The sequence below is a fragment of the Paenibacillus sp. FSL M7-1046 genome (assembly GCF_038007405.1).
Classification (GTDB): domain Bacteria; phylum Bacillota; class Bacilli; order Paenibacillales; family Paenibacillaceae; genus Paenibacillus_AQ.
The window spans coordinates 2,961,546-2,974,225 of record NZ_JBBOXB010000001.1; the positions used below are offsets into that span (position 1 = coordinate 2,961,546).

The window sequence follows — 12,680 nt, forward strand, 5'->3', positions numbered from 1 at the left end:
CAATATGTCAGAATCGGGAAGTGATAAGATGATCGAAATGCAGGACGTATGGAAGACCTACCCGAACGGAACCCATGCCCTTCAAGGTGTATCCGTTAAGATCGATCGCAATGAATTCGTTTATATCGTCGGACCGTCCGGCGCAGGGAAATCAACGTTCATGAAATTAATTTATAGAGAAGAAACTCCGACCAAAGGACAGATATCTGTAGGCGGGTTTAATATAGGTAAGCTTAAGCCGCGCAAGATCCCTTATGTCCGCCGTAATATCGGCGTTGTGTTTCAGGATTTTCGCCTGCTGCCCAGGCTGACAGCTTACGAGAATGTCGCTTTTGCTATGGAGGTTATTGAAGCACCGAAGAAGATCATTAAGAAACGTGTCAATGAAGTGCTCGACCTGGTAGGTCTCCGCAGCAAAGCGGGCCGTGAGCCTTCGCAGCTGTCGGGCGGGGAGCAGCAGCGGATCGCGATTGCCCGGGCCATCGTCAACAATCCTTCCGTTATTATTGCGGACGAGCCTACCGGCAATCTGGATCCCGAGACCTCATGGGGAATTATGCAGCTTCTTGACGAGATTAATTTTCGCGGCACGACCATTGTAATGGCTACCCACAACAGAGATATTGTCAACAAAATGCGTAAGCGAGTGCTGGCTATAGAGAACGGTAACATTGTTCGAGACCAGGTGAGAGGGGAATACGGTTATGAGTTTTAAGACCTTCTTGCGGCATGTGCGGGAAGGCTTCAAAAACGTATTCCGCAACGGTTGGATGTCGGTGGCTTCCATCACATCCATTGTCGTCTCTCTCTTCGTCCTAGGCGTATTTATATTGCTAGTGCTTAATGTTAATTCCGTCGCAGACAAGGCGGACAGCCAGGTGCAGATCAATGTGCATTTAGCGCTGAATACGGATCAGAAGATGCGTGAAACGGTGGAGAACGAAATCGGCAGCATGCCGGAAGTCAGCAAGGTTGAGTTCGTCTCCAAGGAGCAGGGGCTAAAGGAATTCCGCGAAGATATGGGCCCGGATGCCGCCGAGCTTTTGGAAGGTTTTGATGTGGATAATAATCCGCTGCCGGACAAGCTGCTGGTGGAAGTTATCGAACCCAAAACCGTTCCTTTTGTCTCCGGAAAGATTGAAGCACTCAACAAGACCCACAAAGAGCAGCCAATCTTTAAAGTTAACTATGGCAAAGGATCGGTAGAGACGCTGTTCAAAGTAACGCGTGCTGTGCGCAACATCGGCTTTATTTTTGTGGCAGGACTTGCGCTGATGTCGATGTTCCTGATCTCCAATACGATCCGGGTGACCATTCTTGCCCGCCGCAAGGAGATTGGCATCATGAAGCTGGTGGGTGCGACGAATTATTTTATCCGCTGGCCGTTCTTTATTGAAGGTGCGCTCATTGGTCTGATCGGATCGCTGGTTACCTCAGGTGCCCTCTACGTCGGTTACACCGGTCTCGTGGCTTCCGTACAGGGAGATCCGATGCTTGGGCTGAAACTTGTTCCCTTTGAGGATATTTGGTTGATGCTCTGCGGGCTGCTGGTTGGCCTGGGAGTGCTGATCGGTGTGTGGGGAAGTACCGTGTCGATCCGCAAGTTTTTGAAAGTATAAGTCTTCATTCAATACTACTAAAATTACGAAACGAAAATATTTGAGAATAAAGGATGGGGAGTGCGAGTTGAAGAAGATTGCCGCCGGATTAGCCGCTGCACTGCTGGTTGTCACTTTAGTAGGACCCTCTGACGGATATGCCAAGAAGACAAGTGTCGCTGAAATTGACAAGCAATTGAAGAAGCTGCAGCAAGAGGTGCAGACGGCCAAGGCTGCACAGGAAAAAGCGGAATCACGCAATCAGGAAGCCCAGCACTATAAGAACAAGACAACGCTTAATCTCCAGAATGTGCTGGAGCAAATAGAACAAGTGAAAGGCGAAATGAAGACCACCTCCGGCAAAATCGCCAGCACCGAAGAGTCGCTTAATGTTACCGCGGCCGAGCTGGATGAAGCAGAAGCGCGTGTAGCTTCCCGGGAGAAATTGCTGGAATCGCGCGTTCGGCTGATGTATACAGATGGGGCGGTATCGTACCTTGATGTGCTGCTGTCTTCAAAGAGCTTTGCGGATTTTCTCGACCGGGCCGATTCGCTGAAGATGATTGTGGATCAGGATCAGGATTTGCTGGTGCAGCACAAAGTGGACAAGCAGACCGTTATTGTGAAAAAGCAGGAGCTTGAAGGGCAATATGCCCAGGCCAAGCAGTTGTACACGAATCTGGAATCCCAGCGCAGCGTGCTTAAGGAAAGAGAAGCGCAGAGACAGGAACTTATTGCTTATTATGACAAGGAAATACAAGACACGGATGATATCAGTGAAGAGCAGAACGCCAAGCTAGTGCAGCTTGCCAGTGAACGTTCCGCTTTGGAAGTGCAGAAGGATAAGATTAAGGCTGAAGAAGCGGCACGCAGGGCAGCAGCAGCGAAAGCGGAGGCGGCCCGCAGAGCGGCGGCAGCGGCAGCTAGAGCTAAGGAGGCTGCGAGCGCTAGCAGCTCCAGTTCTAGCTCTAGTTCCAGTTCTTCAGAATATGTTGGAGGCAGTGGTCCTTTCCTGATGCCGGTAGGCCAGGCACGTATTTCTTCTCCTTTTGGTCCGCGTACCCATCCGGTGACAGGAGAGGTTGGTAAAATGCATACGGGTGTGGATTTTGCAGTTCCGCAGGGGACGAGCATCCATGCAGCGGACTCCGGCACCGTTATTATTGCAGAATGGTGGAGCGGTTACGGAAACTGCGTAATTATTGACCACGGCGGCGGTGTCTGGACATTGTATGGACATATCCGCGAAGGCGGCATTAAGGTGAGAGAAGGCGAAAAGGTAGAACGAGGCCAAGTAATTGCTGAATCGGGATCGACAGGTCGTTCAACGGGGCCCCATCTGCATTTTGAAGTCCGGATTGATCAAAAAGCGGTTAATCCAATGCCTTATCTCTAATTTTTAGCACTAATAAATATAAATTCGTTATACGGCATATACTGGGAGAGATACCGTTCTTTCCTGGACGGACTAATGTGGGTTTTACGAGATGGACAAGAAGGGACGGTGGGAACGTTATGTTAAAGAAAAGCACAGCGGCCTTTATGATCGTCGCCGCCTTGCTGTGCGGCAGCCTGCTGACCTTAGGCGTAACCGGATATGTGCAAGTATTTGGACAAGCCGCAGGCGAAGGCCTGGCGGCGTCGGTGCGGCCGACCGGTGGCCTGGAGGACAAGGAGTCACAGAAGCTTGGAACCGCTCTGAGTTTGATTGAGGGCAATTATTACGAGACTGTGGACCGGGAAAAGCTGATAGATGGTGCGGTCAACGGTATGATGGAAGCCCTGGGCGACCCTTATTCCAACTATATGGGCAAGGAAACGGCAGAGAAGTTCGAGGAGAGTATCGAAGGCTCCTTCTCGGGAATCGGTGCGGAAGTTTCCTCAGACAACGGCAAGGTAGTGGTGGTGTCCCCGATTAAGGGCTCACCTGCCGAAAAAGCCGGAATTCAGGCCAAGGATGTTATCCTGTCGGTGAACGGAGAGTCGCTGGAGGGGTTGGAGCTGAATGCAGCTGTAGCCAAGATACGCGGCCCGAAAGGCAGCGAAGCCACGCTTCAAATCCAGCGGGCAGGTTCTGCAGTGCCGCTGAAATTTGTAATTACCCGTGCTGACGTGAAGCTGGAGACTGTGTATGCGACGATGGAGAAGAACGGGGTGGGTGTTATCGAAGTGACCCAGTTCTCCATGAATACCGCCGAGCGCTTCAAGACAGAGCTGGCTAATCTGGAGAAGCAGGGCATGAAGGGACTTGTCCTTGATGTCCGCAACGATCCCGGGGGTGTACTGCAAAGGGTCATTGAGATGGCAGAGCAGTTCGTACCGTCCGGCAAAACGATTGTCCAGGTCGAGAATAAGGACAAAACCCGCGAGGTCAGTACCTCAAAGGGCTCAAGCAAGAAATACCCGGTAGTCGTGCTGATGAACAAAGGCAGCGCAAGCGCATCGGAGATTCTTGCCGGGGCATTGCAGCAATCGGCCGGGGCCAAGCTGATCGGTGAAAATTCATTCGGCAAGGGCACGGTGCAGACCAGTTTTGAAAAGGAACTCGGGGATGGCAGTCTGCTCAAGATTACCATTGCCAAGTGGCTGACGCCGGATGGCACCTGGATTCACGGCAAAGGAATTAAGCCGGATATCGCGGTATCCCAGCCTGATTACTTCTCGGTGGCGCCTATTAACAAAAGTGTGGCACTGCAATACAACATGAACAGTTCCGATGTGAAAAGCGCACAGACGATGCTGGAGGGTCTGGGCTACAAGCCGGGCCGCAAAGATGGATATTTTGATGCAGGCACGAAGGAAGCAGTCAAGAAATTCCAAAGCACGGCGAAGCTGAAATCGACAGGTGTCATTGACGCCAAGACAGCAGAAGCCATGGAGCTGGCGCTGATCAAGGTTATTCAGGACCCGGTCAATGATAACCAGCGGAACAAGGCAATCGAAGAGATTCAGAAGGAAATTAAGGCAACAGCGTCGAAAAAGTAAGAAGGCTGAATTCAGCCTTCTTTTTTTCTATGACGGGTAGATGATACTGAATTACACTGCAATAGGAGTCAAGCCAGGGAGATAAGGAGTGTGACGAAGTCTTTGAATGTGATGACGGAACTGCTTACAAGCTGGGGGAATGCGGTCATACATCTGCTTCTTCAGCCTTACTACTATATCGCACTTATATTTATAGCACTGTATTACCGCAGGCAGGTTGCACTGGAGCGGAAGCTGATTCATGTGAAGCAGCATAGCTGGGGGCGGGAAACATGGCGGACGATCTGGAGCGGGCTGGTCATGGGGCTGCTCGTCTCGCTTGCCGCGATCGCGCTGGGCATTTCACTTCCCGGGGCTGCGGTAGCCCTCATCTGGGTGGTCAGTCTGGTATTGATGTTGTTCCGTGTGCGGTTTTTATGCTTCGCCTATTCCATAGGCTTGCTGGGAGTTGCGCAATTTGTGCTCTCCTTCTTCCCGGATAGCCTGCAGAGCGGAGGCTTAAGCACCTTCGCCACGGCGCTGCGGGATATGGATATCCCGGCGCTGCTGGTGCTGGCCGCGTTGCTTCATCTCGCGGAAGCGCTGTTGGCGCGCTGGCAGGGCGCGCGCCTGGCAACCCCGCTCTTCCTGGCAGGGAAGCGCGGCAAGGTCGTCGGCGGCTATCAGCTGCAAGCCTTCTGGCCGCTGCCGTTGTTCCTGCTGATTCCCTCAGGCGCGGGAATCGGCGACCTGCCCTGGCAGCCGCTGCTGGGCGGCGGCCTTGGGCTGGTCTCGCTGCCGGTGATCATCGGCTTCAGCGAGATGACCCAGAGCATGCTGCCCGGGCGCAAGGCGGCCCGCACGGCAGGACGGCTGCTGTTATACAGCATCGTCCTGCTGGGCATCAGCCTGCTTGCGGCCTGGTGGAGCCCGCTGACCGTGCTCGCGGCGCTCGCCGCTGTTCTGCTGCACGAAGGCTTAAGCTGGTACAGCGCTCTGGAGGAGCGCAGTACCAGTCCCATCTTCGTGCATCCCCCGGCCGGCCGCAAGGTGCTTGCCGTGCTGCCGGACAGCCCCGCGCAGGAGATGGGCATCCTGCCGGGCGAGATTCTGCTGAAGGTCAACGGGGTCCTGTTGACCGAAGCGGCGCAGCTGCATGAAGCGCTGCGCATGAACCCGGCGTTCTGCAAGCTGGAGGTCAAGAACCGGGAAGGCGAGAGCAAATATCTGCAGCGGGCGATATATGACGGCGACCATCACCAGCTCGGGATGATTTTGGTGCCGGAGCCGGATGAATTGCGTACTGCGGAGGCCAAACCTTCCAGCATCTTCAGCATCATCGGAATGAAGACCGGAACCCGTCGCCGCAGCCTTCCGGCAGATAGACTCAAGCGGACCAAACCTGCCGGTGCTGAACCCAAACAGGAAAACGCCGGAGGCTGATCTTGCTGCAGTATTCGTAAGTGGTTGCATCCACACCATCAACTAAACCAATAAAAGGCCTGCATTCCCGCGTAACTGCGGGAGGCAGGCCTTTTTCTAATTGTACTGAGTATATCTATGTATTCCTATCCATAGAGAAAGCCGGGAACAACTTTCTGTCCGCGAACTACTTCTCCGTTCCACAACCGTTCTCTGTAACGTAATCCCGGCTGGCCATCACTTCTCCTGTCGGTTTTTCAAATAGAATATCGCAATCTGTGTCCGGTCGCGCAGTCCGAGCTTACTGAGAATATCGGTAATGTAGTTTTTCACGGTACCTTCACTTAAGAACAGCTTGGCGGCAATTTCTTTATTGGTAAGACCTTCGGCAATGGAAGCAACGACGGCCAGCTCTGCTTTGGTTAGGCCGAAGGATTCCAGCGGCCGGCCCTGTACGGCTTCTGTACGTGAGGCGGGCTGCAGAAATCCGGCCATTTTGCGGGCGATGTCGGGATGGATCAGCATGTTGCCTTCATGCACCGTCTTAATGCCCTGGATGATGCGGTCCGGCGGGATGTTCTTGAGCAGATAGCCGCTGGCGCCGTTACGGAGTGCCTCAATGATATATTCATCATCATCAAAGGTGGTCAGCATGAGTACGGAGATATTGGGATAAGTCTCCTTGACGAGACGGGTGCCCTCCACGCCGGAGCAATTCGGCATTCGGATATCCATTAGTACCACATCTGTTTGCGGCAGCGACTGCAGCAAGGCTAATGCTTCATTGCCATCACCTGCTGCGCCAACAACCGCAATGTCGGGGTCCAGACCTACCAGCACTTTAAGGCTTTCACGGATAAAAGAGTCATCGTCAACAATTACTACATTAATCATAGCGGGCAAACTCCTTATCTCTAATTTATGATCCTACGGTTCTTCATGCAACGTTACCTAATCTCCGCCTGCCTATAAACCGGCAGACGGGTAATTGCGGTGAATTGCGGCTCCGTACGCAGCTCCAGTGTTCCGCCAATCAGGTTTGTCCGCTCGGTCATGCCTTTCAGGCCCATGCCGCCGCTGCCCTGCATTCTTCGCAGCTGGTCGCCTTCGGGCCGTTTGCCATTATTGCCAACCTCCATCTTAACCTCTTGCTCACTATAGGACAGTGTGATCCATACTGCCGCTGCTTTTCCGTGCCTTAGGGCGTTCGTGATGGCCTCCTGGGCATTTCTATAAAGTACGACCTGGGTACTTGGGTACAGCGGATAAGGATACCCATGAATGGAATACGTAGTTTCAATACCCGTATCCCGCCCGATTTCTTCCAGCAGGCGGTCCAGGGCATAAGCTCCTTCAAGCTGCGGCGCATAATTAATCCGTCTTACGGCAGCGCGCATATCGTCCATGCTGGCCGCGAGCTGATCGCGGATCTGGTCCATCATCTTCATTCCGGATTCAGGAGCAGCCGGCAAGGTATGAATGGCAGCTTCAACCATCATTTTGACCCGGATCAGCCTGTGGCCGATATCATCATGAAGCTGGCGGGAAATCCGTACCCGTTCCTCCGATTGTGCGGCATTCTCTACCTGAGAGGTGAACTGCAGCAGCCGGCTACGGGCTTCTTCCAGCTCAAAATGCTTGCGGCGCAGCTCATCATAGAGAAACTGCGTTTCCTCGCGGCCGCGGCCGGTCCGCAGCAGCAGCACATTGAGAAAAACGGCCAGCAGGAAAGTAAGATTCATCACTCCCCATTCGACAGGTGTTGATTGACTGAAGGCGATATTCAGGACAGCCAAATGAACGTAGGTGAACACGACGGATACCGCCTTTGACTGTTGACATGAATAATGCAGCAGCGCTGAGATGGCCGGGAAAATCATCAGTGTACCGTACTGGCGGCATAGCCAGGCCGTGAAGAGCAGTTCTATACAGGACAGCAGCGGCAGTGATTTCGGCAGCTGGTACTCAAGCGTCACCACAAGCAGCAGCAGCAGGAAATGCAGGGTGAATAATTCATAGTCGGCATAGTCGTAGACGTATATAGTGATCGCCGCAGGGAGCAGAATGAGGCCGTAACGCAAAGAGTTCAGTTCTTTAATCAATAGAAGTCATCCTTTTTTTCAATGGAATGCCCGAATCTATCATGTTTTATATAAGTTGAACTTTAGCTTACCGATCCGGCATAGAAGGCAACTGCGGTGAATGTTTGGACTTCCGGCCGCTGTTGTCTACAGATTTCTCTTGATTTATACCGCTATTTGCGGTTGAAATCCGTAGACTGGTTATGCTTCCGAAGCGAGCTTTCCTACGGAAAGCTTTCAGGCGGTCACTATCGCTCCTGCAGTTCCAAACTTCCCCTCCGCTGCTTTTGCCTCTAGGTAGTTCTTTATTTCATCTTATATTTTTGTTCTTATGTTTATCTTAGCATATTCCCCGGCCATTTCAGGAGATGACTTTAGTCACCCCAGAAGATGACCTTTCGTACCTTCGGTGATGTTGTTGGCGCGTTACAATAAGAGCATAGAGATTGAGGAACAGGGGAGATGAAGAGATGACACTTGCGGTACTCAGTAATGTAGTGAAACGGTACGACCAGAAATTAACGGTAGATCATGTGAATCTGAACATCGAGGAAGGCGAAATTTTCGGTTTGCTCGGCCCAAACGGCGCCGGGAAAAGCACAACCATCAGTATGATTTGCGGCTTGCTGAAGCCTGACGGCGGCGAGATTATCATCGACGGGCTGTCAGTGGCAGCAGCTCCGCTAGAGGTGAAAAAAAGAATCGGTCTGGTTCCGCAGGAACTGGCCTTGTATGAAACGATGACGGCTGAGGAAAATGTGAGATTTTTTGGCAAGCTGTATGGCCTGCGCGGCAAGCTGCTGAAAGAACGGGTGGAAGAGGCGCTGGAATTCACCGGACTAAGCGACCGGACGAAGGATAAACCGGCCACCTTCTCCGGGGGAATGAAACGGCGGCTGAACATTGCCTGCTCGATTATGCACCGCCCGAAGCTGATCATTATGGATGAGCCTACGGTAGGTATTGATCCCCAATCGCGCAATCATATCCTCGAGTCGGTTAAGACGCTGAACAAGCTGGGGTCGACCATCATTTACACCAGCCATTACATGGAGGAAGTCGAAGCGATTTGCGACCGTGTAGCAATCATGGATAAAGGTCATGTAATTGCCTGCGGCACAGAGAAAGAACTGCGGGAGAAGGTTGCCCATGAAGAAAAAATTGTCATCAAGGCTGTCAATATCTCGGCTGCCCTGATTAAAGAGCTTAGTCTTCACCCGCGGATTAACCGCGTCAAGGAAGTGGAGCAGGCGGTGGAGCTGTACCTTCCATCCTCACAGAGCGAGCTGCAGGACATTTTGTTTATCTTTTCCAAGCATGAGGGGATTATTGTCTCCCTGCATATCGAAGAGCCGAATCTCGAGACGCTGTTTCTGAGCCTGACCGGACGGACCTTGCGCGATTAAAGGAGGGGGAACCTGAAATGAATATTTTGATAATTGCGGTGTACGAACTGCGCAGGCTGACCCGTTCACGGTGGGTGCTGATGATTTTGTTCCTGCTGCCGCTGGTGCTGATCTTCCTGCTTGGCGCGTCGCTCTCCGGGGTAGTGGGAGACAAAGAGGCTGAAACTATCGACCCGGTGAAGGTAGCTGTAGTGAATGCTGGTGGGACAGGAAGTTCCAAGATGATCAAGACTTTTCTGGATTCAGCCAAAATCAAGGATTATATTATTCCCCAAGAGGCCAAAACCAGGCAGGAAGCAGAGAGCGGGCTGCGGTCCGGCATCTACGGCTATGCGGTGATTGTGCCGAAAGAATTTGACAGTGGAGTACAGCGCGGGGGAAAGGCTGAACTGGAGTTCATTCTTGGTAAAGACCGGATGGATAACACTGTTGCTGGAACAGCCTTTGACAATTTTCTCAGCATCATGAATTACAAGCAGGCAGCAGCGATGACCCTGGGCCCGGAAGCAGTTGCAGCAGCAGCAGATTCTCATCAAGAAGGGGCAGCCGTAAAACTTGGGGATTTGAGTAAAGGAGGAAGAACTTACACAGCCTCGCAATTTTATGCAGCCTCAATGCTGTTGATGTTTCTGCTGTATAGCGGCCTTACGGTGACTCATTCGCTGTTCAGCGAGAAGGACAATCACACGCTTTACAGAATCAACTCCATGCCGGTTAAAGGGTCGGATTTGTTTATAGGAAAAATGCTGGGCATTGCGATTATCACCATGCTTCAATGTGCGGCCATCATTCTGTTGTCTCATTGGCTGCTCGGTGTGTATTGGGGCAATCGTCCGGGTCTGCTGGCGCTGTTCTGCCTGCTGATAATCCTCGCTTCCCTGACCATTTCTGTAATTGCGTGCATGTTCAGTAAAAAAGAGACGGAAGCCACGAGTATCATCAATGTCATTACAGTAGGCATGACCTTTCTTAGCGGCGGCATGGTTCCGCTTCCTGATTCCTGGGTGAACAGTATTGGTGCGTTTACGCTTAATCATTGGACGCTGCAAGCCGTAATCCGAATGATGCTGCATTCAGATTTAGAGCAGATTCTGCCGAATTTATGGATGATGCTGCTGATCTGCCTGATTCTATTCAGTGCGGCAATTCTCTCATACCGGAAGGTGGGGTACCATGAATAACATATTTACGATTGGCCGGAATATGGTCAAGCGAACGATAGGTTCCCACAGAGGGCTGCTGCTGCATATCCTGTTGCCCTCTTTAGTGGTAGCCGGTATTGTCTCCGTTACCGGCGGCATGGAAGATAGCGCGGCGGTTCTGCTGTATACCAACAAGGATACCGGAGCAGCCGGGAATCATCTGATTGTTGAACTGGAGAATAGCGGGGATTACAAGCTTGTTGAGCGCAGCGATGAGGCTGATTTGAAGGAAGGTGTCACCTCGCAGGACGGTGCGGCCGGATTGTGGATTCCGGAGGGCTTTACCTCGGGAATTCTGCAGGGGAAAGCGCCGCAGCTCACCGTATATGAGCTGAAGACGACAGAGAATTCTATACTAATCAAGATGAAAACCGATGCTATCGCTGTAGAAATGCTGTCAACCGCAGCTACGGTGAGAAAGGCTTCTGCAACCGGGAGTACGGATTCGGAGGAGAGATTCACCGCGATTCTGAAGCAGGCGGAAGAGCATAATGTAGGCAGTATCCGAACCGACTATAATCTGTACCCGCGGCAGACACTGGGTGTTATTACAGGTATGACACTGATGTTTCTGATGAGCCTCGTGACCAGCAGCGTGTCGTTGATTATGGCGGACCGCAGGGGGCGGACGATGATGCGGATGTTCAGCGCACCGGTACGATCCTATGAAATTGCGCTCGGCAATTTCCTCGGCAGCTTTATGGTAGGGCTGATCCAGATCGCTGCTGTGCTTGCACTGGGCAAGTGGGTGCTCCGTTACGACTATGAGGTGCCGATGTATTTGTATTTCCTGGTTCTCGCTGCATTCATGCTCGTATCCATGGGAATTGCCGGTACTGTGGCGGGGCTGATCCGCAACCCGAACAATACCGGGATGCTGAATACGCTGATCCTTACACCGACCTGCATGCTGGGCGGCTGCTTCTGGCCACTGTCCATCATGCCGGATTACATGCAGAAGGCGGCCAATTTCACGCCGCAGAAATGGGCGATTCAAGCGGTGGACATCGCCGCAGCCGGTGGAGGTTGGGATGAGCTGTGGCTGCCCTTTGCCATTCTGGGCCTGATGGCCGTTATTCTGCTGGCCATCGGCTCCGCGATTCTTCGCCCTAATGAAGCGGGGATCAACGCGTAGGAAGAATGAACTGTAACACAAAGCCTTTATTTCTCACAGCAGCAGAAGAGGGACTGCTGCTGGCGGGGGATAAAGGCTTTTCGTTCTAAAGAATCCTTTGATTACCCAATATTCCCCATAAAAAGAGTTGCTAAAGTTATGATGGAAGCGGTATCATTAAATCTTGCGAAGCAAGTTTTATCCGAAGTGGGCTCAATGAAGTAATGCTAACAAAACTTTTGGGAGGTCGGGAAGATGAGCAGCAACAAGTTGGCTTGGACCTGGAAGGTGAAGGAAGAGTATCTGGAGGAATATGTGCAGATGCACCTGAACCCTTGGCCGGAAATCCTTGAGGAGCACAGCAAAGCGGGAATCAGCAATTATTCGATCTTCCAGAACGGCAATCAGTTCTTCTACTGCTTTGAATGTGATGACAAAGAGACGGCTTTTGCTTACATTGCCCAGAGCGATGCCTGCAACCGGTGGAACGCCATTACCTCTAAAATGGTTGAGGGCTCCTTTGATTTTAACGAAGAAACACCGATGGAACCGCTCCGCGAGGTATTTTATTTGAAATAGTACGGTTGCCCATATAAATATTTTCTTGATCAACCGAATATTTGTTTGAATTTGATGAAGCCTGTCCATATAGGCTTCTTTTTTGTTTTTTTATGGAAAGCTTGTACTGGCGGTTTGGGGCAGAGCGAGTGGATTATTTAGGTTTATATTGTGTTGCTTCGGCCGGGCTTCGGCTTATCTGGAGGAGCTCCATCCCGGGAATGGGATCACCTCCGCCTCGGGACTGAGCACGAAACCCTTCGTTGGGCGGTTTTGACTTTGGCCAAAAGCTACTACACTAAAGCAGGAAAGCAATGCTTGATACATAAGGGATC

11 protein-coding genes are annotated in these 12,680 nt (G+C 51.9%); 9 read left to right on the forward strand and 2 right to left on the reverse strand.

Translation table 11 applies throughout. The annotated features are described in order from the left end of the window. The first annotated feature begins 28 nt into the window (after positions 1 to 28). The 5 genes from ftsE (at position 29) to NYE29_RS12955 (ending at position 6,005) form a co-directional block, all read left to right on the forward strand. Positions 29 to 715, forward strand: coding sequence for a cell division ATP-binding protein FtsE (ftsE, locus tag NYE29_RS12935; protein WP_038600957.1), 687 nt, complete (start codon positions 29 to 31; stop codon positions 713 to 715). Continuing rightward, entirely contained in the window at positions 705 to 1,619 is a 915-nt protein-coding gene (gene ftsX, locus NYE29_RS12940) for a permease-like cell division protein FtsX (RefSeq protein ID WP_076109609.1), read from the forward strand. Before ftsE ends, ftsX begins: the two co-directional genes overlap by 11 nt. A 67-nt stretch (positions 1,620 to 1,686) precedes the next feature. Next, complete coding sequence (locus NYE29_RS12945; protein ID WP_076109608.1) at positions 1,687 to 2,994, forward strand: murein hydrolase activator EnvC family protein; 1,308 nt, start codon at positions 1,687 to 1,689, stop codon at positions 2,992 to 2,994. 119 nt (positions 2,995 to 3,113) lie between these two features. Continuing rightward, positions 3,114 to 4,583: a S41 family peptidase gene (locus NYE29_RS12950; protein ID WP_076109607.1), complete on the forward strand. Its 1,470-nt coding sequence runs from the start codon at positions 3,114 to 3,116 to the stop codon at positions 4,581 to 4,583. 111 nt (positions 4,584 to 4,694) lie between these two features. Then, positions 4,695 to 6,005, forward strand: a complete 1,311-nt coding sequence (locus NYE29_RS12955; protein WP_076109724.1) for a PDZ domain-containing protein — start codon at positions 4,695 to 4,697, stop codon at positions 6,003 to 6,005. Positions 6,006 to 6,221: 216 nt separating this feature from the next. On the opposite strand, the gene NYE29_RS12960 is transcribed toward NYE29_RS12955, so the two are convergent. Both NYE29_RS12960 and NYE29_RS12965 read right to left on the reverse strand, forming a co-directional pair. Beyond that, positions 6,222 to 6,878, reverse strand: coding sequence for a response regulator transcription factor (locus NYE29_RS12960; protein ID WP_340896312.1), 657 nt, complete (start codon positions 6,876 to 6,878; stop codon positions 6,222 to 6,224). A 53-nt stretch (positions 6,879 to 6,931) separates the two neighbouring features. Further along, entirely contained in the window at positions 6,932 to 8,086 is a 1,155-nt protein-coding gene (locus NYE29_RS12965) for a sensor histidine kinase (protein WP_340896313.1), read from the reverse strand. A gap of 449 nt (positions 8,087 to 8,535) precedes the next feature. Here NYE29_RS12965 and NYE29_RS12970 point away from each other — a divergent pair, with 449 nt between their 5' ends. From NYE29_RS12970 to NYE29_RS12985, 4 genes are all read left to right on the forward strand, one after another. Beyond that, positions 8,536 to 9,471 (forward strand): ABC transporter ATP-binding protein, encoded by a 936-nt coding sequence (locus tag NYE29_RS12970; RefSeq protein WP_340896314.1) that lies wholly within the window; start codon positions 8,536 to 8,538, stop codon positions 9,469 to 9,471. Between the two features lie 17 nt (positions 9,472 to 9,488). After that, positions 9,489 to 10,652 (forward strand): ABC transporter permease, encoded by a 1,164-nt coding sequence (locus tag NYE29_RS12975; RefSeq protein ID WP_340896315.1) that lies wholly within the window; start codon positions 9,489 to 9,491, stop codon positions 10,650 to 10,652. Then, on the forward strand, positions 10,645 to 11,808 hold the full coding sequence (locus NYE29_RS12980; RefSeq protein ID WP_340896316.1) for an ABC transporter permease: 1,164 nt from the start codon (positions 10,645 to 10,647) through the stop codon (positions 11,806 to 11,808). Before NYE29_RS12975 ends, NYE29_RS12980 begins: the two co-directional genes overlap by 8 nt. Before the next feature lie 234 nt (positions 11,809 to 12,042). Next, complete coding sequence (locus tag NYE29_RS12985) at positions 12,043 to 12,366, forward strand: L-rhamnose mutarotase (RefSeq protein WP_340896317.1); 324 nt, start codon at positions 12,043 to 12,045, stop codon at positions 12,364 to 12,366. The last annotated feature ends 314 nt before the right edge of the window (positions 12,367 to 12,680 follow it).